This is a genomic window from Catelliglobosispora koreensis DSM 44566 (assembly GCF_000379685.1).
GTDB classification, from domain to species: Bacteria; Actinomycetota; Actinomycetes; order Mycobacteriales; family Micromonosporaceae; genus Catelliglobosispora; species Catelliglobosispora koreensis.
Genome location: NZ_KB903291.1, coordinates 121451 through 143123 on the forward strand (window position 1 = coordinate 121451; position 21673 = coordinate 143123).

Consider the following 21673-nt stretch of genomic DNA (forward strand, 5'->3'; position numbering starts at 1 on the left):
GTCCCTCCCACGAGGGCCGGCGACGGCTGCGGAGCAGCTTCGGCGCCGCACGATAGGACAGCGCGAAGCACCTTCTTTTTCTCCGCGCGTCCCAAGCTCGCCGGTCATGGTGCCGCCCTTTCCGCCGGCGCCGCGAAGCTGGCCGGCATATCAGCTGCGGCTTTCACACCCTCGATGCCGTGCCATAGCAACGTGGTTAGGTAGTCGGTGAGGGCCTCGCGGCGCATGGGCCGGTTGCGTGCCATCCACCAGTCGCCCACGGTTTGCACGAGCCCGACGATCCCGACCGCCCATGGCTCGGCCGGCCCGGCGTCGAGCCCGAGGGCGCGCAGCCGGTCACCGATCACCCGCGACAGTCCAGTCGCGACAGTCTGCGAAGCGCCGTTGATGAGGTGATGCACGCCCGGGACGTCGGCTTTCATGAGGCAGCGGTAAAGCTCGGCCTGATCCTCGATCGCCCCGAGGTACGCGTCGATGGTGGCCGCGATCAGCTCCCGTTCCTCGCGAACGGACTCGATCGCCGGCGTCACGACCGCGAGCACCTGCTGTGCCACGAATTCACCGACCGCCAGCCAGAGCTGGGTTTTGTCCGCGAAATAGCGGTACAGCACCGGTTTGCTGACCCCGGCGACCTTAGCCACCTGGTCCATGTCCACCGAGGGTCCATAGTGGACAGCCGCCTCGATGGCGGCACCAATCAGCTCAAGCCGGCGATTCTCGCGATGCTCGGCCCATCTCTGTTTTCTGGCATTGACTTGCACGATACTTTTCGTAACAGTTACGAGAAGTAACGTCAAGGGAGGACGACATGATCCCTCGGGAGCAAACCGCGGAACGGCTGCTCCAGGTCTCACTGCGCAACCAGTACGACCCCCTGATAGACATTGATTGGGATGCCCCGCTCGACCCGGACAGGTTCTGGATTCCGCCCACGCGAAGCAGCCTTTATGGCACGTCCTTGTGGGACGGTCTCACCCACGCGCAGCGGGTGGAGCTGACCAAACACGAGGTGACCAGTGCCGCGTCGGCAGGGCTGTGGTTCGAAACGATCCTGATGGAGATGCTGATCAGGTTCTACTACGACGCCGACCCGACGACACAGCACGCGCAATACGCCCTGACCGAGGTCGCCGATGAGTGCCGGCACAGCATCATGTTCGGGCGGCTGATCTCGCGTGCGGGCACCCCGGTCTATCCACCGTCCAAAGTGGACCATGCGCTCGGCAAGTTCTTAAAAGCCACCGCTACTGGACCGCACATGTATGCGGCGATCCTCATCGCCGAGGAAATCCTCGACGCGTTCCAGCGTGAAATCATGAGCGACGAAACGCTACAGCCCTTGATCCGCATGGTTTCCCGGGTTCACGTGATCGAAGAAGCGCGTCACATCAAGTTCGCCCGCGAGGAACTGGTTCGCCAGGTCGAAGCGGCCGGACCGGTGCGCTTGGCTTACTCGCGCGTTGTCATCGCAAGAGCGGCATACTCCGTGGCCACCCGTCTCGTGCATCCCCAAGCCTACGAAGCGGTCGGCATCCCGGCAGCAGTCGGTTCCAAAGCCGCCCGAGCGAACCCACACTTCCGCTCCACCCTGAAATGGGCGGCCTCGCGCATCACGCCAACGTTATTGGAACTAGGCCTGATCGGCGGCCCCAGCCGTCTCCTATGGACCCGCGCCGGCCTGCTCTAACCCTGTCCCTACCCCGCCTGTCCCTACCCCGCCTGTCCCTACCCCGCCTGTCCCTACCCCGCCTGTCCGCCTCTGCCCCTGTCGGCCTTGCCCCTGTCGCTGTCCCCGCAACTGCAACTGCCCTGTGCCTGCCTCTTGCAACTGCCCCTGTCCCTGCCTGCCCTGCCCTACCTCTGTCCCCGCAACTGCAACGCCCCTGCCTGCCGGCATCGACGTTGCGCGGCGCGGCGCCTCGCTGCAGGGCTCTACTTGGAGCCTCACTTAGTCGTGATCCACAGCCCTACCCGAGATCCACATCCGTTGAGACGTGATCGAAAAGCGGTTTGATCACGTCTCACGGGATGTGGATCAGCAAAGGCCCGGGATGCGCGGAGAAATCAAAGCGCTCCGCGCCGTCCCATCGTGCGGCGCAGCAGGCAGGATCGCGCGGCGCAGCACGGCAGGGATGCGCGGACATGGCGGCCTCGCGGGAGGGACGGCCGAGACCACGACGGACGTCGGAAATAGAAAGGCTCTTAACGGGCCCGGATGACGCCTTCGCGGACCGCGGTGTCTGCCACGGCGGCCGCTACCGCGGGAGCTACCCGCGGATCGAGCGCGCTGGGCACGATCGCCTCTGGCGAAAGCTCACCCGACACGACCTCGGCGATCGCCGTCGCTGCGGCGATCTTCATGCCCTCGGTAATCCGGGTCGCGCCAGCGTCGAGTGCGCCACGGAAGATGCCCGGGAACGCCAGCACGTTGTTGATCTGATTGGGATAGTCGCTGCGTCCCGTCGCCACGATGGCCGCGTATTTGCGCGCGATGTCGGGATGCACCTCAGGCGTCGGGTTGGCGAGGGCGAAAATCATCGCACCGGGCGCCATGAGAGCCACGTGTTCTTCGGCGATCGTCCCGCCGGACACCCCGATCAGAACGTCGGCTCCGGCAAGAGCCACGCCGATGTCGCCGGTGCGCCCGCCGGGGTTGGTGATATCCGCCAGCGAGGCTTTGACCGAGTTCAGATCTGACCGTCCAGAGTGGACGATGCCTTTCGAGTCCACGACAACGATGTCGCCCACGCCAGCGGCCAGCAGAATCTTCGTCACGGCGACGCCGGCGGCACCGGCACCAGACACGACGATGCGGAGATCGACGAGCTTCCTGTCCAAAACGTGGGACGCGTTCTTCAGCGCCGCGAGCACGACAACAGCCGTGCCGTGCTGGTCGTCGTGGAACACCGGGATGTCGAGTTCTTCGATCAGCCGCTGCTCGATTTCGAAACAACGCGGTGCGGAAATGTCTTCGAGGTTGATCCCGCCGAAGCCGGGCGCGAGCGCCTTGACCGTGCGGATGATTTCCTCGGTGTCTTTGGTGTCAAGGCAAATCGGCACCGCGTCGACGCCGCCGAAACCCTTGAACAGAATGGCTTTGCCCTCCATGACGGGCAGTGCCGCTTTGGGGCCGATGTCACCGAGGCCAAGCACCGCGGTGCCGTCGGTGACGACCGCGACGGTGTGACCTACCCAGGTGTATTTGTGGACCAGCTCAGGCTGCGCGGCAATCGCCTCACACACGAGGGCTACGCCCGGGGTGTAGGCAAGCGACAGATCGTCTCGGGTGGACAGTGGCACGGTGCTGGAAACGGCCATCTTGCCGCCTTCGTGCCTTGCGAATGCCGGGTGTTCCACCCGCCAAACGATACGCCCGGAGCTTCGTAAAACAATCGAGCTGTGCAAGTGTTCACTTGCTGGGACGGAAAAATCGTGGATTCGGCCAGTACCGGCAGACCACCCGGCCGATCACCTCCGCTGCGCCAAACGTCCTGGAATCGTCCGTCGCGAATTCGTTGTCCCCTTGCACCCACCACCCGCCGTCATGTGGGCGGACTGCCCGTTTCACCACGAGGAGTCCGGGGCGTGCGCGAAAATGGGCCACGACGATGTCACCCGGCCTGATTGGACGCCCACCGTGACGCACGAGCAGCATGTCGCCGTGTCTGAGCGTGGGCACCATAGACGGCCCGTTAACCAGCACGGCGAAGAGCGGGAGTAGGGTCGGCACGGGATCATTGTGCCGTCAGATCTTTATGGAGGATCCTCATGAGCTTGTTCCGTCCAAGCATTGTCGCTAACGCACACTGCGACCTGCCTTGTGGCGTTTATGACCCGGCCCAGGCCCGCATCGAGGCTGAGTCGGTCAAAGCAATCTGCGAGAAGTACCAGGCGAACACGGACCCCGAGTTCCGTACCCGCGCCTTGATCATCAAGGAGCAGCGTTCAGAACTCGTCAAGCACCACCTTTGGGTGCTGTGGACCGACTACTTCAAGGCTCCGCACTTCGAGAAGTACCCGCAGCTGCACCAGCTGTTCAACGAGGCGACCAAGCTCGCGGGGGCCGGCGGCTCCAAGGGCCAGGCCGACCCAGCGGTCGCTGAGCAGCTCCTGTCGAAGATTGACGAGATCGCGAAGATCTTCTGGGAGACCAAGCAGGCATAACAAGCCAGTAACTGAGGCGGCCGGCAAGCGTATGCACCGGCCGCCTTGGTTTACGCTCGGTATTGGTGAGCCAGCAAATTATTCCGAGGGAACCGGCATCAGAGGTCGATGACGTGGTCGCCGTTACTGTGCCCGCTGATGGCGGATGGCTGGGCATACTGCGCACTGCGACCGCTGGCCTGGCCGCACGCCTCGGGTTCCCGGGCGACAAGATCGAAGATCTGCGCATAGCCGTCGATGAGGCATGCGCCATGCTGCTCGTGCTGACCCCCACTGACGGTGACCTGACGTGCCGGTTTGAGATAGGTGCCGAGACGCTGACCGCTGCCGTGTCCGCGCCGTTGCGCGAGGGTGCCAACCTTCCCGATCCGTCGTCGTTCGCCTGGCGGGTCATCCGCGGGCTGACCGCTGACGCGAGTGCCGGCCAGGTCAACGGCGTCGCGACGATCCGGCTAACGGCTGCCCTTCACAAATAGCGCCATCTATCTAAAGTGGACGCGTGACTGATGCCCCTCCTGCTCACAAGAGCGTCTTTCGTGGACTGTTAGCGCACTTTGCCTGGGAAGCGATCCTTTTCCTCCTGGTCGCGGTCGCCGCGGTGGGCACCTTCCTGCGCAGTGAGCCAGGAGCGTACTTCTGGCTCGCCCTAGCGACCGCTGGCGTGACGGCTAGCGCCTTGGCGCTGTCGTTTCGTACGGCGACACCGAACCTGGCCGTTCCCTCGATAGCCGCGCTGACAGCGGCGATTTACGCCGTGCTGTCCAGAGAGGACTGGCCCGGCATCGCCGCCGGTGCGATCGCGATCCTGGCCGCAGGAGTCCTCGGAGTGCTCCTCGGCGTCGTCGCTGGCCTCACCTCGGCTCCTGGTTGGGCGGTCTCGCTTGGCGGCATCGCGATCAGCTCTGCCGTTTTCATGAGTCTTGTCGGTACGCGTGGCGTCATCGTTCCGGCCGTCGGCCGCCCTGGCACCGCGACGGCTATTGGTTTTATGGCGATCTTTGTGATCGGGTCGCTGGCGGGTGGCGTGCTCTTCGCGATTCGGGCCGTCCGGCGAACCCTGAGCGCCAACCGCGTTAGTGAGGACCCAGCACATTTCCGGGTCAAGAAGCTCATCGGCGCCCTAGCCGGATTCACGGGTTCGAGTCTTCTCGCCGCCGTCGCCGGCCTCATGATGGCGGTCACTCAGGGCGGGGTCTTCGGCAACGCCAGCTGGCAGCCGCTGCTTGTGGCCGCTGCCGTCGTCTTGATGGGTGGCGTCAGTGTCTTTGGCCGCCGGGGTGGCATCGCGGGCGTGGTCCTGGCGACCATGCTGCTCGCGTTTCTTCCGATGGCACTGGGCTTGGAAGGGCCTTCTGAGTGGCGGCTGTTCGGCCTGCCTGCCGTGTTCATCTTCATCGGCCTGATCGTGGGCTTCGCCCTGGAGAAGATGGGCGGCCGCGAAGACTAGGCGAGCGCTTCGCTTGTCGGCTGGGCCATCAACGTCACGACGGTCGCGACCAGGACCGCCGCGAGGATCCAGCCGGCGAGGGTTAGCCCGCCAGTGATCATGTAGTACGCCGGTGCCGCCAGCAGCAACTCAAGCGCGAGTGCGATGCCGCGTGCCGCGAGCTTGCGCTTAGCCAGGGCGCGCGCCGTGAACGCCAGACCCGCCGTATAGGCCACGCAGAACACAGTGACGTAGATCGCCAGCGACTGGCTGTCAGCCGTGGAGAACAGGTCCCAATAGATCAGCAATGCGGCCAAGGCAGCGCCCGCGAGCGCCTGAGCAGCGAGCAGGCTAACGGCGATACGCAAGGTGGCGGGCATGGCGAACACGATAGATTGCCCAGCATGCGCGGGCTACTCGTGGTCAACCCGAAGGCCACCACCACCTCTGCGCGCACCCGGGACGTGCTGGTGGGTGCGCTGCGCAGCACGATGGACTTGACGGTCAGCTTCACTCGCCGCCGTGGGCACGGTCACGCCCTAGCCCTTGAGGCCGCGAAGGACGGGATCGACGTCGTGGTCGCGCTCGGCGGGGACGGGACCATCAACGAGGTGGTTAATGGCCTTATGGGGGTACCAGTTGAGCAGCGCCCCAAACTGGGTGTCGTCCCAGGAGGCTCGACCAACGTCTTCGTCCGCGCGCTCGGGCTGCCCCGTCACCCGGTCGAAGCGACTGGCGTGATCTTGGATTGTTTGCGCGATAACCGCAGCCGTGAGATCGGGCTCGGCCGAGCCGACGATCGCTACTTCACGTTTTGCGCAGGCATAGGCATCGATGCAGCCGTCACCCGCAGGGTGGAACGTGCTCGCCACAAAGGACGACGGGCCTCTCCAATGCTCTATGCGCGCTCATTCTTCCGTGAATACGCATTCGAGGCCTTCAATCGCACTCCCGCGCTGACGCTGGCTCCGGCCGGCGAAGAGCCGCTATCTGGGCTAGCCACCATCATCGTTCAGAACACGGCACCGTGGACTTATGTCGGCGACCGCCCCATTCAAGCCAGCCCAGAAGCGTCCTTTGACGAGGGTCTAGACGTGCTGGCGCTTAAGGCGATGCGCCCGCCGGGCACTATCCAGACGGTCACCAAAATGCTGTCCAAGCAGACCGACGGATACGGAAAACAGGTAGTGCTGCGACACGACTTGTCGGAGTTCGTCGTTAGCTCCACCACACCCCAGGCATTTCAGCTTGATGGCGATTATCTAGGCGACCGGGAAAAGGTGAAATTCAGCTCTGTTCCAGCGGCTCTCCGAGTAATCTGCTAAAGGAACAGGAAATACGCTGGAATCATTACATGGAGCCTTAGCGCGGTTACTCACCGTCGCAACCTTGGCCTCGGGGTAACGCCTGGTGATCCGGACAAAACGGCCGTGAGCTTGCTCACCCATCCGTCCTAATTTCTGGCACCCCCCTTGACATCGGCGGAGTTCGTGAAAGCATTCACAAGCGTACGAACACGAACTTCATTTGAGTAAGCGCGTCCAGGCTCTTGGTAGCGGTCCGTAATTATTCGATCGCATCCAAATCGCTTCCCACGCGTTCGCCATACAGAGAAGTCGAAACGTACTACAGACCACCAGTTAGCAATTCATTTACCGCGAAGCAACGTAAGAGGAGTGTGTCCCGCCATGGACTGGCGTCACCGTTCTGTCTGCCGTGATGAAGACCCGGAGCTGTTCTTCCCCATTGGGACGTCAGGCCCTGCGATTCTTCAGGTGGAGCAGGCCAAAGCGGTGTGCCGGCGTTGTTCGGTCAGCGACGAGTGCCTGAAGTGGGCCCTCGAATCAGGCCAAGACGCTGGTGTCTGGGGTGGGATGAGTGAAGAGGAACGGCGTGCACTCAAGCGCCGTGGCGGCCTCCGGGTTCGCCCCCAAACTGTGGGACTCTGAAGCTTCCCGCCACATCTACCGCGAAAAAATCGAGCAGGCCCCGGCTATGTCGCCGGGGCACTCTCGTTTTTAGACACTCTTTCAGCTTCCGTCCCTCCCCCTTTGACAAGCCCTTCCTTTTCGTGTCCGCTGTCACTCGCCGGCCGCTTCGCTTGTCTGTCAACGATCTTGGCGCGTGATCCACATCCCGACAGGAATGGCCGATTGGGCTGTGGATCACATGCGAATCCCTTGCACGGGCGAGCGGGCAGCGACGCTGAATAAAACGCAACGCGGACGAACGTCCAATGCGGAGCGGCGAAACTGGCCCTGACGCGGATGGCTAGGCGCGGGTGAGGAGGGCCGCGTCGATGCGGTCACAGATGAGCTGGGCCAGGGGCCAGGAGGCGCCGAGAGGCGGAGCCGAAAAGGCGGCTCCGGCGGAACGGGCCGAGGCGACCACGAGGTCGTAGAGCTTTCCGGGCGCGAGGAAGTAGGACGCCACCCCGACGCGGCCGGGCAGGCAGCGCACGGCCTCGGCGCCGGACGGGACGGCGCCAGCGGCATAGGCGACGCGGCACGGCACGTTTAGCCGTGCTGACAGCGCCGCTGCGACCTCGTCGATACCTGCCCTGGCAGAAGCGACACGGGTGCCGGCCGCCGCGAGGACGAGCGAATCAAACGGTTCAGCGGGAAGCCGCTTCACCAATGCGTCCACTAGCGCGGGTGATCCCAGGGTGTCCGTGATGGTGCAGTCGAAGCCAGAAACCTGAGCGGGCAAGTCAATCGAGCCGTGGTAGGCGTTGGTCAGCAGCAGCGGAACCACAACGGCCGGCTCGGTAAGAGAAGCCAGCACGGAAGCCGGTGATGGCGACGTGTGCTCCAGGAACGCGGTCCGCACGTCGAGCCCTGGACGGACCGCGGCAACGGTCCGCGCCAGGGCACGCGTCACGGAAGCAGCCCGTGGATCACGGGAGCCGTGCGCTACCAAGACAACGTGATCAGGCATGCAGGCCACATTCGGTCTTGTCGAACATCGCCCAGCGTCCGGCACGGGCGTCCTCACCCGGCAGGGTGCGCCGCGTGCACGGCCAGCAACCGACCGAACCGTAGCCCTGCTTGAGCAATTGGTTCACTGGCACGTTGTGGCGGGCGATGTAAGCGTCCACATCGGACTCGGTCCACGCGGCCAGCGGGTTGACCTTCACCTTGGAACGCGCGTATTCCCAGTGCACCACAGGCGTGCGGGCACGCGTCGGCGACTCATCGCGGCGCAGTCCAGCGGCCCAGGCGTCGTACCCCGAAAGGGCGTCTTCAAGGGGCTTGACCTTGCGCATCGCGCAGCAAGCGTCGGGGTCGCGGGAAAACAACCGCGGCCCGAATTCGCCGTCTTGCTGCCCGACCGTCTGCGGCGGCTGCACCGAGCGGACCGTCACCGGAATGCTGCGCGTCACCTGATCGCGGACGCGCAATGTCTCGGGGAAGTGCAATCCGGTGTCGAGGAAGACGACCTCGATGCCGGGCACGACACGGGAAGCGACGTGAGCCAGCACCGCGTCAGCGAAGGAACTCGTGACACAGAACTTCTCGCCGAACGTGCCCGCTGCCCACTCAATGATCTTCTCCGCGGACGAGCCTTCGAGGTCTTTGCCCGCCCGCGTTGCGATATCGATTAGTTCATCAGTCTCGACTAGCATGATCACTCCCCAGTAATCCAATGAACTTCACGGAAAAGACTCGACGGCACGCGCGGCACTCCCAGGCGCCATGCGTTTCCCCGTGCGGGAACAGGTTTTCGTCACCGCAATAGGGGCAGTAGTAGGGAACGAACCGGCCATCGGAGCTCACGTCAGGGCCTCCCTGCGGTCAGCCCTGCCGCGAGGCACTAGCCACCCTGCGACATTTGTGCCCTCGCGCAAGCGCCCGGTCATCGCAGTGCTTCTTCGTCAGCGCGCAGGACCCAGTCGGCAAAGGACTCGTGGAGGTCTTTGCGTTCGGCTAGGTAGCGCGTCGCCAGTCGCTCGGCATATTGCGGCAGCTCTGCCGCCGTTGTCTTCAGCCCGCGCAACTTGCGGCCAAAGCCGGGCGTCTGCCCCTGCGCCATCGACAGTCCCCCGCCGAGGTGCACTTGGAAGCCCTCGACCAGGTTGCCGTTGGCATCCTGAACGAGCTGTCCTTTAAGGCCAATATCTGCCACCTGGGTACGCGCGCACGCGTTCGGGCATCCATTAACGTTGATCGAGATCGACCCATCGATCGAGCCCAGTGTTTTCTCCAGGTGTGCGATCGTGGCTGCTGCTGTCGCTTTGGTCTCGACGATGGCGAGCTTGCAGTACTCAATTCCGGTGCAGGCCATCGTGTCCCGGCGCCACCCTGACGGACGGGCCTGCAGCCCGATCGCGTCCAATGCGGACACCAGTGAGTCGACCTTGTCGTCGGCGACGTCGAGCACGAGCAGTTTCTGGTACGGCGTGAGCCGCACCCGGTCAGAGCCGTGAGCCTCGGCGATGTCGGCGACCTGGTTCAGGATCGCTCCACTGACCCGGCCCGCAACCGCTGCCACACCAACGTAATTCAGCCCGTCGCGCTGCTTGTGCACGCCGATGTGATCGATCGTGTGCTTCGGCAGCTCCGGCGCGGGACCGTCCACAAGCGACCGCTTGAGGTATTCCTCCTCTAGCACCTGGCGGAACTTCTCCACACCCCAGTCGGCCACGAGGAACTTCAGCCTTGCACGGGCACGAAGGCGGCGGTAGCCGTAGTCGCGGAACACGCGGCAAACCGCGGCCCACACCTCAGGCACCTCAGCCAGCGGAACCCAAACGCCCAAACGCTTGGCCAGCATGGGATTCGTGGAAAGTCCCCCACCGACCCACAGGTCGAAGCCGGGACCGTGCTCGGGGTGCACGACACCGAGGAACGAGATGTCGTTCGCCTCGTAGGGAACGTCAGCCAGCCACGAGATCACGGACTTGAACTTGCGTGGCAGGTTCGACAGCGTTGGATCGCCCACGTAGGTGTCGACGATCTCCTGGATCGCCGGGGTCGGGTCGATCACTTCGTCTTTGCTGATCCCGGCGACGGGGCTGCCGAGAACGACGCGGGGCGTGTCGCCACACGCCTCCGTTGTGGACAGACGGACCGCCTCAAGCTCTTTCCAGATCTGGGGGACGTCCTCGACGCGTACCCAATGGTATTGAATGTTTTGGCGATCGGTGATGTCGGCGGTGTCCCGGGCGAAGCGCTCGGAGATGGAGGCGAGCACCCGCAGCTGCTGCAGGTCGAGCTGACCACCGTCGATGCGAACGCGAAGCATGAAGTATTCGTCGTCGAGCTCGTGCGGCTCGAGGATCGCGGTGCGGCCGCCATCGATGCCGGGCTTGCGCTGCGTGTAGAGGCCAAACCAGCGGAACCGGCCGCGCAGGTCAGCGGGGTCGATCGAGGCGAAACCGCGATGCGCATAGATGTTTTCGATGCGAGCCCGCACGTTGAGCGGGTTGTCGTCCTTTTTGCTGCGCTCGTTCGGGTTGAGCGGCTCGCGGTGACCGAGCGCCCACTGTCCTTCACCACGGCGGGTTTTTGGGGCTGCCATGTGCAGCGTCCCTTCTGAATGAGGGGACACGCATCGATCGCGCTAGAGATTTCTAAGCGTCATTGCTTCCGGCGCGAGATGCGCGCCCGATCGGATGAACGAACGGGGCGGCTGATCAGCCAGCCGGACAGATGGCGCTGCGGACACGGCCAAAGTCAACGTGACGACGCATCGTCAGCGCGACATGGTGGCCGGAAGTCATGTGAACACAATGCCACGGGCCTACGACATCAGGCCAGTGTGTCATCGCTCTCTCTTAGCTAGTGGGACGAAGAGCACAGCTTCAGTGCCGCCCCCATCACGGTTACGCAGCTCGATGGTTCCGCGAAGCTCTCCCGTGGTCAGAGTGCGGATGATCTGCAACCCGAGTCGCTTGTTTGTTGCCGGATTGAAGTCAGGAGGTAAACCGCGTCCGTTATCGGCCACGATCACATTGAGGTCTTTCTTTTGCCTGTCGACCTTGACGACGACCTCGCCGGCCTGGGAACCGCCCTCAAACCCGTGCTCAACAGCGTTAAGCAGCAGCTCGTTGAGCACCATGACCAGCGGTGTGGCGATCTCGGCCGGGAGCTGGCCGAAGCTGCCTTCACGTCTGGTGAACACGGGACTCTCGGGTGCCGCCACCTCCGCCGCGGCCGTCGCGACGCGGTCGACGATGCCGTCGAACTCGACGACTTCATCGGCGGACATGGATAGCGTCTCGTGCACGAGGGCGATGCTGGCGACGCGGCGCACGGATTCTTCAAGTGCGGCACGGGCTTCCGGCGCGGCGACTCGCCGGGCCTGGAGCCGGAGCAGCGCGGCAACCGTCTGGAGGTTGTTCTTCACCCGGTGGTGGATCTCGCGGATCGTCGCGTCCTTGGTGATCAGCGCCCGGTCGCGCCGCTTCACCTCGGTGATGTCACGGGCGAGCACCAGCGCTCCGATCGGGACACCCGCTGGCATGAGCGGCAACGCTCGCGTTAGGACGGTGGCGGTACGCGCTTCGACCTCTTTACGCGGTGGAGCGTCGCCCCTGAGCGCGGCCAGGATGCGGGCGGCGCACTCGGAGCCCTCCAGCGGGTCGTCGCTCAGGCGGTTGAACAGCGCCGCGAGATCCTCGCCCACGAGGCTCGCCGAGAAGCCAAGGCGCCTAATCGCGGACTGGGCGTTAGGGGACGCATAGGTGACCTTGCCCGTTGCGTCCAGGCGGATCAGCCCGTCGCCCACGCGTGGAGCCGAAGTGGTCTCACCCTCGTGCCGGGGCGGCGGGAACGTGCCGTCAGCGATCATCTGCGCTAGATCGTCTGCGGTAGTCAGGTAATTGAGTTCGAGCTGCGACGGTGTGCGTGCCGTGGACAGGTTCGTGTCCCGTCCCACCACCGCGACCACGTCCCCGGACTCACCGTCAGCGCTGCGTCTTCTGACAGGAACCGCCTCATGACGGGCGGGCGTGTCGCCGTACCAGACGGGATCGCCCTCGCGCCAAATCCGCCCCTGCGTCCGCGCCACCTCAAGGTGCGCGACCTCAGCGCCGTTGGCCAGCTTGCCGACCTGATCGTCCTGATAAGCCGTGGGTGCCGTGGTCGGGCGCACCTGCGCCACGCACACGTAGGCGCCATCGCCAGCCGGCACCCACAACAACAGGTCAGCGAACGACAGGTCGGAGATCAGTTGCCAATCACCGGCCAGCCGCTGGAGGTGGTCGATGTCGACCGGGCCGAGGCTCGTATGTTCCTCGACGAGTTCCTTCAGGGTCGACGGTTTCACCCTCACATTGTGGCAGTGACCTTCTTTAGTCCGCGTGGAGCATCTGGATCTTCGCCTTTCGCGAGCGCTAACGAGAGCGCCAGCTGCTGCAACGGCAGGATCTCCAGGAGCGGCGAGAACCGTTCGTCCACGCTGGGCACCGCTAGCGCGCCCCCTGGACCGACCGTGACCACGTCAGCCCGCTGATCGTGCAAGCGCTCCAGCACCGGCTTCATCGCCTCGCCACCGCGGCCGCTATTCACGAACGCGAGCACAGGCACGTCTGGGTCGGTCATGGCCAAGGGCCCGTGCAGGAGGTCGGCACCCGAAAAGGCCAGGGCCGGCAGGTAGGACGTTTCCATCAGCTTCAATGCCGCTTCGCGGGCTGAGGGGTACGAGTAGCCGCGCCCAGTAGTCACCATGCTGCGTGCGAAGCGGTAGCGCTGCGCTTGCGCGGTAGCGTCGTTGCTTTCCAGCGTCTGCCGGGCGAGCGCGGGGATCTCGGCGAATTCCTTGACCGGGACACTGCCACCGTTCTTGATGCCCTCAATAAGCAGCAGGAGCGCGAAAAGCTCTGCGGTGTAAGTCTTTGTGGCCGCGACCGCCCGCTCGTGCCCGGCGGACACGTCAATCGACAGCTCGGCCGTCTGCACGAGTGTCGACTCTGGATTGTTCGTCACGGCAAGCGTTAGCGCGCCCGACTCCCGCGCCACACGCAGCACCTCGGTCAGGTCAGGTGATCCACCGCTCTGCGAGACACCGACGACAAGGGCGTGCGACAAATCCGGGCGTGCCCCGAAGACAGTGATCGCGCTCGGGCTAGCGAGCCCGGCAGCGAGATTCAGCCGAATCTCCGACAGATACGTCCCGTAGAGCGCCGCGTGATCAGACGTCCCACGCGCGGTGAACACGACGTGCTGTGGCTTGTGCTCGATAACAGCCTTCGCGACCCTCTCGATCGCCGTGATGTGCGCTGGTTCCAGCAGCGTGGCGTAGACGTCGGGCTGCTCGGCAATGTCAGCGGCCATCCCGGCGCCGCGTTCATTTCTGTTTGTCACGTGCGCAGTCTTGCACGCTAAAGCGTGATTCAGCAAGTTATCGAGCACAAACGCGCACGACTCTCGCGCGATGACACCCTATTCGCACCGATCACGTGAGCGATCCCTGCCTTGCCAGGCGGGCCGTCCTGCCAGTCCCTTCCGGCGCGGTCCCGCCAACGCACCTGCCTGACGCCTGCTCCCTTTGGCGGACTTAGTCGTGATCCACATCCCCATTGCTGATCCACATCCCACGGGACGTGATCAAACCGCTCGTTGATCACGTCTCAATGGATGTCGATCACGCTCTGGGATGTGGATCACGACCAGGGCAACCAAGCGCCCCGGCAAATCAGCAATCCGGCAACGGGAGCGTGGCCGAAGCAACCGCCCGGAAAGCAAGCGCCCGGTCCTCCAGGCGGGAAGGACCGGGCGCTTGCGCGTTAACGGGTGAGCTATTCGGCCGGTGCCATGGCGGCTGTTTCGCGCAGCGGGACCTCTTTGACGAACCAAGCCAGCACGGGGATGAAGACCGCGAACGCCAGCGCCCACCAGAACAGCCCAGAGGTGCCAAAGGCGATCGCGTGCGTGATCGCTTCGCGCATGGGCGCCGGCAGGGCAGACAGCATCGCAGGATCAAAGCTGCCACCGCTCTGGGCGACCATGGCTGTCGCGGCGGGGCCGGAAGCCGCGATGTCTGCCTCCATGCGGGAGGTGAAGACGGCGCCAAACAGCGCCACCCCAAACGAACCGCCGATCGACCGGGCGAAGGTCGCCGTCGAGCTAGCCACGCCCATGTCCTTCATCTCGACACTGTTCTGCGAGATGAGCAGCGTGGTCTGCATGAGGAATCCCATGCCCAGCCCCAAAACCACCATGTAGATCGTGGACTCGACCTTGGAGGTGTCATTGTCCAAACGCGTCAAAAGCAGCATGGCCAGCACCATGATCGTGCCACCGATGATCGGGAAGATCCGGTAGCGGCCCGTCTTTGCGATGATCCGTCCAATCACGACGGAGGTCACCATGACGCCCAGCATCATCGGAAGCAGGAGCAGTCCGCTATTGGTCGCTGAGGCTCCCTGCACGGTCTGCTGATAGAGCGGCAGGAACGACACCGCCCCGAATAGGCCGAAGCCGACGAGGAAACCGATCGTGCTGACGAGGCTGAAGTTGCGGTCCTTGAACAGTTTCAAGGGCAGTACCGGTTCGGCGACGTTCATCTCCACGACGACGAACAGGATCGTGGTGATGACCCCGAGCGCGGCCAGGCCCAGAATCTGAGCGCTCAGCCAGGCGTATTCCTTGCCGCCCCACGTCGTGATCAGAACGATCGAGGTGATCGCGATGGCGAGCAGCCCGGCACCCAGCCAGTCAATCTTGTGCTCGGTCCGCTTGCGCGGCAGGTTCAGGAAGGCGATGAGGATGAACAGCGCGGCGCCGGCGATCGGGATGTTCATATAGAAGATCCAGCGCCAGGAGGCGTGGTCGGTGATGAGGCCGCCCACGAGTGGTCCGGCGATCATCGACAGGGCCATGATGCCAGCCATCTGGCCTTGGTATTTCCCACGTTCGCGCGGTGAGACGAGGTCGCCGATGATGGCGAACGCGCCCACCATGAGACCGCCAGCGCCCAGGCCCTGGAACGCCCGGAAGTAGATCAGCTGGCTCATCGGGTCGAGCATGTTGTTCAGCCAAGTGAACTCGCCCGCCGCGCCCGAGAGCATCGAGCCGAGGATGAACAGGACGATCGAGCTGAGGAAGATCCGCTTGCGGCCGTAGAGGTCGCCGAGCTTTCCCCAGATAGGCGTCGACACGGTGGTGCCCAAGACATAGGCGGTGACCACCCAGGACAGTTTGGACACTGCCTCAAGGCCGCCGAGCTCACCGAGAATCTTCGGCATCGCGGTGCCTACGACCATGTTGTCGAGCATCGCCAGCATCATGGCGAGCATCAGACCTGGTAGAACGATGTTTAGCTTGTTAGCTCCGGTGGAGCTTGAGGTTGGGGCTGCCTCAGCAACAGCGGTCACGGCTAGACTCCCTACGCTTACTTGCCGACCGGCTAGACGCCTTACTAGCCGTACGGTAAGCTACTTACTAACCGGCCGTCAAGTAGAAAAGGACGACCATGGCGGATGACACTCGCTCCCGGATCCAGGCGATCGCCCTCGACCTGTTCAGCGAACAGGGCTATGACGCGACCTCGCTGCGCGAGATCGCCGAGCGCTTAGGCGTCACCAAGGCCGCCCTCTACTACCACTTCAAGAGCAAAGAAGAGATCGTCGAGTCACTCACGAGTGACCATGTGAAAAGGCTCGACACCTTGCTCGAGTGGGCCGAGGGCAAAGAGCCAACGCAAGCGTTTCGCATCGAGTTTCTGCACCGCTATATGGACAACCTCAACGCCAGTCAGCACCTGAAGATCATGAAGTTCATCCAGCAGAACCAGCCCGCCATGAAAAACATGGCCAACGCCGCGAAATGGCGGGAGAGCCTGCACAAGATGGTCAGCGTGCTCGCTGGCGAGAAGGCCAGCCCGACCGAGCGCATGCGCATGGGGCTCGCGCTGTTCGGCTTGCACGCCTCAGCGATGCTGCTGCCAGAAGGTGAAGTGTCCGAACAGGACCGTCGTCAGGCCGCGCTCACGGTGGCGGAGGAACTCATAACTGGCAGCGCAGGCCGAGCAGACTGACACCGTCCATGGGCGACCAGTCAAGCGACGGTTCACGCACGAAACCCAGTCGTTTGTAGAGGCGCTGCGCATCGACGGCGAAGTCACGCACGCAGATGACTACCGCTTCGCAGCCAAGGTCAGCGGCGCGGGTCAGGCAGCCTCGCACGAGCGCTTCACCCACGCCCCGGCGCTGCGCTGACGGTGCGACGGCCAGCATCCGGAACTCGGCCTCCCCAGCACGCGAGAGCTCGGCGTATTCACTGCCAGGCAAGACGAAAAGCACGGCGCCCACGACAAGGCCGCCGTCCTCACAAACCAGGATCGTCCCCGCGTCGGCGCGCGACACCACATCGCGCAGCACGGGTTCATACGGGTGATCAGCGGAGGTCTGGCCGTCTCCGCGATAGGCGGCGACGGTGAGTTCACCGATCGCCGCGTAGTCGGGCTCAGACGCGACGCGTACCCGCAAATTATTCAATGATGGCAATGAGGTCGCCTTCCTGGACCACATCTCCCTCGTGCACCTTGACCGTCACGACGCCATCGGCTTCGGCGACGACCGGGATCTCCATCTTCATGGATTCGAGGATGACCAGGGTGTCGCCGTCTTCGACCGTGTCACCGTCGGACACGACGACCTTCCAGACGTTCGCCACCATCTCAGCACGGATCTCTTCAGCCATGGTGTGTATCCAACCACGGCCGTGTACGCGAGGACGGTTAACCCGGCTCGCGGCTAACTTCGACCTCGACGACCAGCTCGGATAGCTTGGCGCGCAGGCGAGCTACGAGTTCGGCGGGTGCGGTTTCGCGACCGCAGCAGCGGGCGACGAGTGCCTTTACTTCGGTTTCGATGCCATATTCCCGAAGGCAGGGCGAGCACTCATCAAGGTGCTGCTTGATGACCGTCCGCCGGTCTTCGGAGCACTCAAGATCGAGGTAGAGGTATACCTCTGTCAGGACTTCCCGACAGTTGACCTCGTCATGCGCGTCAGTCATTGATCGCCTCCCGGGAAAGGCCATGTTCGATGGCATATCCCTCAAGAAGCTTGCGCAGATTGCGGCGCCCGCGGTGCAGGCGTGACATGACCGTCCCGATCGGGGTACCCATGATGTCGGCGACCTCCTTGTAAGAGAAACCCTCCACATCAGCCAGGTACACCGCAAGACGGAACTCTTCAGGAAGTGACTGCAGCGCTTCCTTGACGTCGCTATCTGGCAGGCGCTCAAGCGCTTCAGTCTCTGCTGACTTCAGGCCCGATGACGTGTGTGACTCGGCCTCGGCGAGCTGCCAGTCCGTGATCTCGTCGGTCGGCGCCTGAACGGGCTGGCGCTGCTTCTTGCGGTACGAGTTGATGAAGGTGTTGGTCAAGATGCGGTAGAGCCACGCCTTGAGGTTGGTGCCTTCCTCGAACTGGTGGAAAGCGGCGAAGGCCTTAAGAAAGGTCTCCTGAACCAAGTCTTCGGCGTCGGCCGGGTTGCGCGTCATGCGCAGGGCGGCGGCATAGAGCTGGTCAACGAACGGCATCGCGTCACGCTCAAACCGGACGCTGCGCTCGTTTGCGCTCTCAGTGCTCGTCACTCGGGCAACCGCCTTCTGCGACCGAGGCGGCCGCTGAACCGAGGTTACCGAGGAGATCACGGGGGTCTCGACCCGGGGCGCCGGGAGTGCCGCGGGCCAGTCGGGGGCGCTGAGCAGCTTTTCTATCGTCTGGACGGCTGAGTTTTCCGCCCCTCGAGCCACACAGCGTGTTCCGGTTCGCACCATTGCCACCTCTCGCTAGCCTGAGCAGACCGTCGATCCGGTCAATGGAACACAGCCCAGCCTGCGAGCATTCCGAAGCGTGTCCTTGGTCACCCCAAGGAGGACAAGAACGTGACCACCGCGGCCGTCACGGCGTTAAGGTCTTTCCGCAGGTCATGGCGGGCGCCGGGGATGATGGTGACCTGAACTCCCTTTGTTGGAGAAGGGACACCAAACGGGTCGCTATCGCCATTGACGACCAATGTCGGCACCCCGGTCAAGAGCTCGCTGGCTCTTGACTTCTCCGGCTTGCCCGGTGCGTGCAACGGAAACGCGAGCGCCACGATTCCCACTGCTTTTGATAGAGCGGCCGTGCGGCAGGCGACCCGCGCGCCCGACGACCGTCCACCCACGACAAGCGGCACCTTCGGCTTCAACGCGGCCATGACGGCAAGCCAGGCTTCGTCGAGAGCGGGCGCTGGAGCGGGCGCGCGGCGCCCGGCGACACGGTAGGGCTGCGTCACCATCGCTACGGCGACTTTGTTCGCCAGGGCGGCCTCACGCACGGCGACCAGATCCGGCGCGTCCACGCCTCCGCCAGCACCATGACCTAGTGCCAGCAGGAGACGTGGCTTGCCTTTGGGTTCGAACCGCTCGACCATCGCATCACCGCGCGGCGTGGCAATCTTCATGACCTGTGATTACCAGCCTTCGCGGATTTTCAGCAGGAGGCGCGCACGGGCTCGCGTGTGATCAGCAGAGTGTTGCTGTCCATGCCCTCAAACGACTGAGCGGTCCGCTGTCCGGGAAGACGGCGGGCGACCAGCTCTCCGTTGGAGACGATCAATTCCGGGCCGGGAATGTGTTCTGTGAACGGCTTTTCGTCTGGCTGCTCATCTGTGCGCCAGGCGACGAGCATGGCCCGCCGTTCGCGGGCGGTCGTGCCGCCCCACACCCCGTGGCAGTCGCCGACGCTAAGCGCCCATGCCAAGCAAGCCCCGGCGACGGGGCAGCTGCCACACAGTCCAATCGCGACATCCGCCGGTGCCATCGGCACAGGGAAAAATGTCTCTGGATCAACGGTTTGGCACACACCCTTTGTGCGCCAGGCGTTGTCATGCTTTTCGGTCACGGCACGTACCAAACGCGGGTCGCGGCGAGCCGCTGCAACCTCTTGTGGACGTGGAACACGCGCCCGGGTCAAATTCCCCACCTCCCCCGTGGGTTTGACTACACATTTCGGTAGCCAAACTATTACTCCTGGTGCCGGCCACGCTGAGCGATCATTGCTGCTCAACAGTTCCGACGTTGTTGCTTACCGCATCTTGACTGACCGAGACAAGGGGTATCAAAGTTTTGGTGTCACAAACCGCACCTAATCGGTACATATCTCAAAACAAAGTTTCCTGATTCTTAACCAGAATTGGTGCAACCAAATCGGGCCCATCGTTTCGGACATTGCCGATGGCCTGGCCAACTGCCCGGATTTCGATGCGCGAAATGTATGAAGAATCAACAGGCAGCAACAGTTCTGGGCCGGCCTCAGCCGTTAGCCATTCCTCCCACCGATCCTCTTCCAGAAGCAGTGGCATTCGGTGATGCACCTTTGTCAATTCGCCAGCCGCCGGCATCGTGACGATCGTCGACGACAGGCCGTGCCGGTTATCGGCCCACAGCCCGGCGAACACCACCCCTTCGGGCAGCGTCATGAAGAACGGCTTCTTATCAACCCATTCAAACCAACCATCGGCTGGTACTAGACACCGCTTTTCGGCGAACGGACGGGCATAGGCACGGGCGGTCTGAAGGGTCTCGCTGCGGGCGTTAATCATCCGCGCGCCGGCCCGCGGGCTGTCAGCCCACGAGGGCAGCAGCCCCCAGCGGGCGACGCTAATGCGGCGCTGGCCCTCGGCAACCCGGACGATCGGGGCGGGATCGGTCGGGGCGAGGTTGTAATCCGGAGCGAGCACGTCATCGGTTTCATCGAAGGCTGCGAATAGTTTGCTGAGGTCAGCCGAAGACCTTGTTGTCGCATAACGCCCGCACATGGCCTCACCCTAGACTGTGGGGGTGACGACCAAGCTGGTGCCATGGAATGCCCCCACCGCTGGAATGCCGGTGAACACTGACGTTCGCCTGCCTGGATCGAAGTCCATTACAGCCAGGGCGCTGGTGATCGCGGCCGCTTCGGTCGGACCGTCCACTTTGCACGCTCCGTTACGCGCACGCGATACCGAACTGATGGCCGCTGGTCTTCGCGCGATGGGCGCGCATGTCTCCACAATGGACGATGAGCGCTGGGAGGTTCGCCCGCGCCCGCTGCACGGCCCGGCACATATCAACGCCGGGCTGGCCGGCACCGTGATGCGTTTCCTGCCACCACTCGCGGCACTCGCCAACGGCGAAGTGACCTTCGACGGAGATGAATACGCCCGCAAGCGGCCGATGGGGCCGCTGCTGAAAGCGTTGCGGGAGTTAGGTGTTAGCCGCATCGACGCGTCGGAGACCGACGGCATGCCGTTCACGATTTACGGCGAAGGCCGCGTTCGTGGCGGTGAGGTCGTCGTCGACGCGTCGAAGTCCAGTCAGCTCGTGTCCGGGCTGCTGCTTAGTGGCGCTGACTACGACGAGGGACTGATCGTCCGGCACGTCGGCAAGCCCGTGCCCAGTGCACCGCATCTGCGGATGACCGTGCAGATGTTGCGGGCCGCTGGGGCGGCGGTCGATGACAGCGTGGCGGATCTGTGGCAGGTGGCACCCGGGCGCCTGATGGGCCGCGCCTGGCAGATCGAGCCCGACCTATCCGGTGCGGCACCGTTCTTCGCCGCGGCACTCGTCACAGGTGGCCGCGTCACGCTCACCGGCTGGCCAACGAGCAGTGTGCAGCCCGTCGACCGCGTGCGCGAGCTGTTTACCGCCATGGGCGCCAAGGTAACCCGGGGCGAGGCGGGGCTGACCGTCGCCGGGACGGGCCAGATCCACGGGATCGACGCCACGCTGGGCGATGTCGGTGAGCTGACGCCAGTGATCGCCGCGCTCGCGACGCTCGCCGACGGGCCATCGAATATCCGTGGAGTGGGCCACATCCGCCACCACGAGACGGACCGCATCTCGGCGCTCGCGCACGAGCTGTCCGCGCTCGGTGCCGACATCACCGAACACGAAGACGGGCTGACCATTAAGCCGAGGCCGCTGAGCGGTGCTGTGTTCCAGACTTACGCCGACCACCGCATGGTGCACGCCGCTTCGGTGATCGGGCTGCGGGTGCCGGGCGTCAGTGTCGATGACGTTTCGTGCACCTCAAAAACTCTTCCGTCGTTTCCCAGTTTGTGGGAGTCGCTGGCCGGTAAACCTGAAAGCGGAGCGGAGGGCTGAGA

24 protein-coding genes and 1 pseudogene are annotated in these 21673 nt (G+C 63.9%); 8 read left to right on the plus strand and 17 right to left on the minus strand.

The genetic code is table 11. The features are described from left to right. Window positions 1-104 precede the first annotated feature (104 nt). Entirely contained in the window at window positions 105-761 is a 657-nt protein-coding gene (locus A3E1_RS0132745; protein ID WP_020525053.1) for a TetR family transcriptional regulator, read from the minus strand. Between the two features lie 47 nt (window positions 762-808). Here A3E1_RS0132745 and A3E1_RS0132750 point away from each other — a divergent pair, with 47 nt between their 5' ends. After that, complete coding sequence (locus A3E1_RS0132750) at window positions 809-1687, plus strand: AurF N-oxygenase family protein (RefSeq protein ID WP_020525054.1); 879 nt, start codon at window positions 809-811, stop codon at window positions 1685-1687. A 515-nt stretch (window positions 1688-2202) separates the two neighbouring features. Here A3E1_RS0132750 and A3E1_RS0132755 read toward each other — a convergent pair. Next, window positions 2203-3318 carry an NAD(P)-dependent malic enzyme gene (locus A3E1_RS0132755; protein WP_020525055.1) on the minus strand — a complete coding sequence of 372 codons (1116 nt, stop codon included), beginning with the start codon at window positions 3316-3318 and terminating at the stop codon, window positions 2203-2205. Window positions 3319-3409: 91 nt separating this feature from the next. Further along, complete coding sequence (locus A3E1_RS0132760; RefSeq protein ID WP_020525056.1) at window positions 3410-3730, minus strand: S24/S26 family peptidase; 321 nt, start codon at window positions 3728-3730, stop codon at window positions 3410-3412. 38 nt (window positions 3731-3768) lie between these two features. On the opposite strand from A3E1_RS0132760, the gene sodN reads away from it, so the two are divergent. The 3 genes from sodN to A3E1_RS0132775 all read left to right on the plus strand — a co-directional run bounded on the left by sodN (window position 3769) and on the right by A3E1_RS0132775 (window position 5611). Continuing rightward, a complete protein-coding gene (gene sodN, locus A3E1_RS0132765; protein WP_020525057.1) occupies window positions 3769-4164 on the plus strand; it encodes a superoxide dismutase, Ni in 396 nt (131 codons plus the stop codon). Window positions 4165-4241: 77 nt separating this feature from the next. Further along, entirely contained in the window at window positions 4242-4640 is a 399-nt protein-coding gene (locus A3E1_RS0132770; RefSeq protein ID WP_051105227.1) for an anti-sigma regulatory factor, read from the plus strand. Window positions 4641-4663: 23 nt separating this feature from the next. Then, on the plus strand, window positions 4664-5611 hold the full coding sequence (locus tag A3E1_RS0132775; RefSeq protein WP_020525059.1) for an ABC transporter permease: 948 nt from the start codon (window positions 4664-4666) through the stop codon (window positions 5609-5611). Here A3E1_RS0132775 and A3E1_RS43290 read toward each other — a convergent pair. Then, entirely contained in the window at window positions 5608-5970 is a 363-nt protein-coding gene (locus A3E1_RS43290; protein ID WP_040392607.1) for a hypothetical protein, read from the minus strand. The genes A3E1_RS0132775 and A3E1_RS43290 overlap by 4 nt on opposite strands. Window positions 5971-5994: 24 nt before the next feature. Between A3E1_RS43290 and A3E1_RS0132785 the strand changes: the two genes are divergently transcribed. Further along, the gene (locus tag A3E1_RS0132785; RefSeq protein WP_020525061.1) at window positions 5995-6915 is read left to right on the plus strand and encodes a diacylglycerol/lipid kinase family protein; all 921 of its coding nucleotides are present in this window, start codon (window positions 5995-5997) and stop codon (window positions 6913-6915) included. 363 nt (window positions 6916-7278) lie between these two features. Beyond that, a complete protein-coding gene (locus A3E1_RS0132790) occupies window positions 7279-7539 on the plus strand; it encodes a WhiB family transcriptional regulator (protein WP_020525062.1) in 261 nt (86 codons plus the stop codon). A gap of 322 nt (window positions 7540-7861) precedes the next feature. Here the strand turns inward: A3E1_RS0132790 and A3E1_RS0132795 are convergent, their stop codons facing one another. The 6 genes from A3E1_RS0132795 to A3E1_RS0132820 all read right to left on the minus strand — a co-directional run bounded on the left by A3E1_RS0132795 (window position 7862) and on the right by A3E1_RS0132820 (window position 15830). Beyond that, entirely contained in the window at window positions 7862-8527 is a 666-nt protein-coding gene (locus tag A3E1_RS0132795; RefSeq protein ID WP_020525063.1) for a sirohydrochlorin chelatase, read from the minus strand. Continuing rightward, window positions 8520-9215 (minus strand): phosphoadenylyl-sulfate reductase, encoded by a 696-nt coding sequence (locus A3E1_RS0132800; protein ID WP_051105228.1) that lies wholly within the window; start codon window positions 9213-9215, stop codon window positions 8520-8522. The genes A3E1_RS0132795 and A3E1_RS0132800 overlap by 8 nt, the downstream gene beginning before the upstream one ends. Window positions 9216-9445: 230 nt before the next feature. Beyond that, window positions 9446-11110, minus strand: coding sequence for a nitrite/sulfite reductase (locus A3E1_RS0132805; RefSeq protein WP_020525065.1), 1665 nt, complete (start codon window positions 11108-11110; stop codon window positions 9446-9448). 243 nt (window positions 11111-11353) lie between these two features. After that, window positions 11354-12859: a sensor histidine kinase gene (locus A3E1_RS0132810; RefSeq protein WP_020525066.1), complete on the minus strand. Its 1506-nt coding sequence runs from the start codon at window positions 12857-12859 to the stop codon at window positions 11354-11356. Window positions 12860-12861: 2 nt separating this feature from the next. Next, window positions 12862-13866 carry an SIS domain-containing protein gene (locus A3E1_RS0132815; RefSeq protein ID WP_020525067.1) on the minus strand — a complete coding sequence of 335 codons (1005 nt, stop codon included), beginning with the start codon at window positions 13864-13866 and terminating at the stop codon, window positions 12862-12864. A gap of 464 nt (window positions 13867-14330) precedes the next feature. Then, window positions 14331-15830, minus strand: coding sequence for an MDR family MFS transporter (locus A3E1_RS0132820; protein ID WP_020525068.1), 1500 nt, complete (start codon window positions 15828-15830; stop codon window positions 14331-14333). 176 nt (window positions 15831-16006) lie between these two features. Here A3E1_RS0132820 and A3E1_RS0132825 point away from each other — a divergent pair, with 176 nt between their 5' ends. Then, window positions 16007-16570, plus strand: a complete 564-nt coding sequence (locus A3E1_RS0132825; protein ID WP_020525069.1) for a TetR/AcrR family transcriptional regulator — start codon at window positions 16007-16009, stop codon at window positions 16568-16570. Here A3E1_RS0132825 and A3E1_RS0132830 read toward each other — a convergent pair. From A3E1_RS0132830 to A3E1_RS0132860, 7 genes and pseudogenes are all read right to left on the minus strand, one after another. After that, window positions 16539-17063: a GNAT family N-acetyltransferase gene (locus A3E1_RS0132830; protein WP_051105221.1), complete on the minus strand. Its 525-nt coding sequence runs from the start codon at window positions 17061-17063 to the stop codon at window positions 16539-16541. The two genes, A3E1_RS0132825 and A3E1_RS0132830, sit on opposite strands and share 32 nt — an antisense overlap. Further along, the gene (locus A3E1_RS0132835) at window positions 17023-17235 is read right to left on the minus strand and encodes a biotin/lipoyl-binding carrier protein (protein WP_020525071.1); all 213 of its coding nucleotides are present in this window, start codon (window positions 17233-17235) and stop codon (window positions 17023-17025) included. Before A3E1_RS0132835 ends, A3E1_RS0132830 begins: the two co-directional genes overlap by 41 nt. A gap of 37 nt (window positions 17236-17272) precedes the next feature. Next, complete coding sequence (gene rsrA / locus A3E1_RS0132840) at window positions 17273-17551, minus strand: mycothiol system anti-sigma-R factor (RefSeq protein WP_020525072.1); 279 nt, start codon at window positions 17549-17551, stop codon at window positions 17273-17275. Next, the gene (locus A3E1_RS0132845; RefSeq protein WP_407637406.1) at window positions 17544-18194 is read right to left on the minus strand and encodes a sigma-70 family RNA polymerase sigma factor; all 651 of its coding nucleotides are present in this window, start codon (window positions 18192-18194) and stop codon (window positions 17544-17546) included. Before A3E1_RS0132845 ends, rsrA begins: the two co-directional genes overlap by 8 nt. A 212-nt stretch (window positions 18195-18406) precedes the next feature. Beyond that, entirely contained in the window at window positions 18407-18988 is a 582-nt protein-coding gene (locus tag A3E1_RS0132850; protein ID WP_020525074.1) for an alpha/beta hydrolase family protein, read from the minus strand. Between the two features lie 182 nt (window positions 18989-19170). Further along, window positions 19171-19500 (minus strand): annotated as a pseudogene (locus A3E1_RS48655) (WhiB family transcriptional regulator); the annotation flags it as partial. Window positions 19501-19687: 187 nt separating this feature from the next. Then, window positions 19688-20344: an SOS response-associated peptidase gene (locus A3E1_RS0132860; protein ID WP_020525076.1), complete on the minus strand. Its 657-nt coding sequence runs from the start codon at window positions 20342-20344 to the stop codon at window positions 19688-19690. A gap of 64 nt (window positions 20345-20408) precedes the next feature. On the opposite strand from A3E1_RS0132860, the gene aroA reads away from it, so the two are divergent. Continuing rightward, window positions 20409-21671, plus strand: coding sequence for a 3-phosphoshikimate 1-carboxyvinyltransferase (gene aroA, locus A3E1_RS0132865; protein ID WP_020525077.1), 1263 nt, complete (start codon window positions 20409-20411; stop codon window positions 21669-21671). Window positions 21672-21673 lie beyond the last annotated feature (2 nt).

Coding starts and splice junctions, on each gene's coding strand:
- A3E1_RS0132750 (WP_020525054.1), top strand. CDS start 809: ATGATCCCTCGGGAGCAAACCGCGGAACGGCTGCTCCAGGTCTCACTG.
- A3E1_RS0132755 (WP_020525055.1), bottom strand. CDS start 3,318: ATGGCCGTTTCCAGCACCGTGCCACTGTCCACCCGAGACGATCTGTCG.
- sodN (WP_020525057.1), top strand. CDS start 3,769: ATGAGCTTGTTCCGTCCAAGCATTGTCGCTAACGCACACTGCGACCTG.
- A3E1_RS43290 (WP_040392607.1), bottom strand. CDS start 5,970: ATGCCCGCCACCTTGCGTATCGCCGTTAGCCTGCTCGCTGCTCAGGCG.
- A3E1_RS0132785 (WP_020525061.1), top strand. CDS start 5,995: ATGCGCGGGCTACTCGTGGTCAACCCGAAGGCCACCACCACCTCTGCG.
- A3E1_RS0132790 (WP_020525062.1), top strand. CDS start 7,279: ATGGACTGGCGTCACCGTTCTGTCTGCCGTGATGAAGACCCGGAGCTG.
- A3E1_RS0132795 (WP_020525063.1), bottom strand. CDS start 8,527: ATGCCTGATCACGTTGTCTTGGTAGCGCACGGCTCCCGTGATCCACGG.
- A3E1_RS0132800 (WP_051105228.1), bottom strand. CDS start 9,215: ATGCTAGTCGAGACTGATGAACTAATCGATATCGCAACGCGGGCGGGC.
- A3E1_RS0132805 (WP_020525065.1), bottom strand. CDS start 11,110: ATGGCAGCCCCAAAAACCCGCCGTGGTGAAGGACAGTGGGCGCTCGGT.
- A3E1_RS0132815 (WP_020525067.1), bottom strand. CDS start 13,866: ATGGCCGCTGACATTGCCGAGCAGCCCGACGTCTACGCCACGCTGCTG.
- A3E1_RS0132820 (WP_020525068.1), bottom strand. CDS start 15,830: ATGCTCGCCATGATGCTGGCGATGCTCGACAACATGGTCGTAGGCACC.
- A3E1_RS0132825 (WP_020525069.1), top strand. CDS start 16,007: ATGGCGGATGACACTCGCTCCCGGATCCAGGCGATCGCCCTCGACCTG.
- A3E1_RS0132830 (WP_051105221.1), bottom strand. CDS start 17,063: ATGTGGTCCAGGAAGGCGACCTCATTGCCATCATTGAATAATTTGCGG.
- A3E1_RS0132835 (WP_020525071.1), bottom strand. CDS start 17,235: ATGGCTGAAGAGATCCGTGCTGAGATGGTGGCGAACGTCTGGAAGGTC.
- rsrA (WP_020525072.1), bottom strand. CDS start 17,551: ATGACTGACGCGCATGACGAGGTCAACTGTCGGGAAGTCCTGACAGAG.
- A3E1_RS0132850 (WP_020525074.1), bottom strand. CDS start 18,988: ATGAAGATTGCCACGCCGCGCGGTGATGCGATGGTCGAGCGGTTCGAA.
- A3E1_RS0132860 (WP_020525076.1), bottom strand. CDS start 20,344: ATGTGCGGGCGTTATGCGACAACAAGGTCTTCGGCTGACCTCAGCAAA.
- aroA (WP_020525077.1), top strand. CDS start 20,409: ATGCCGGTGAACACTGACGTTCGCCTGCCTGGATCGAAGTCCATTACA.